1 protein-coding gene is annotated in these 239 nt (G+C 51.9%); it reads left to right on the top strand.

The window, feature by feature from the left end; genetic code table 11:
* Nucleotides 1-59: 59 nt before the first annotated feature.
* Nucleotides 60-239: hypothetical protein (locus LK536_RS59050; protein ID WP_506092367.1), on the top strand; the 180-nt coding region annotated here is incomplete at its 3' end.

The raw sequence follows: 239 nt of genomic DNA, 5'->3' as shown, positions 1-239 counted from the left end.
GGAAAGGAGGCGAAAGCAATGACCGGATTATATACCCTAAAAGTTAATACTGTAATGTGTTGTCGAATGCAAAACTCCCGGTGAGGGTGCTCTACCTCACGGAGGGGGATATTCCCAATGACGCCATTGCGGTCTGGACAGGGATGGAGCCGGAGTTACAGGCAACGGTCGAGGAAGTGTTCCTGAACATGAAGGATGATGAGGCGGTCCAGGCGGCCATGTCTTTGTGGAACCACAAG

The organism is Clostridium pacaense, assembly GCF_020709765.2.
GTDB lineage: Bacteria > Bacillota > Clostridia > Lachnospirales > Lachnospiraceae > Enterocloster > Enterocloster hominis.
The sequence above is the reverse complement of the archived record's forward strand: the minus strand, read 5'-3'. Positions and strand labels throughout refer to the sequence as shown.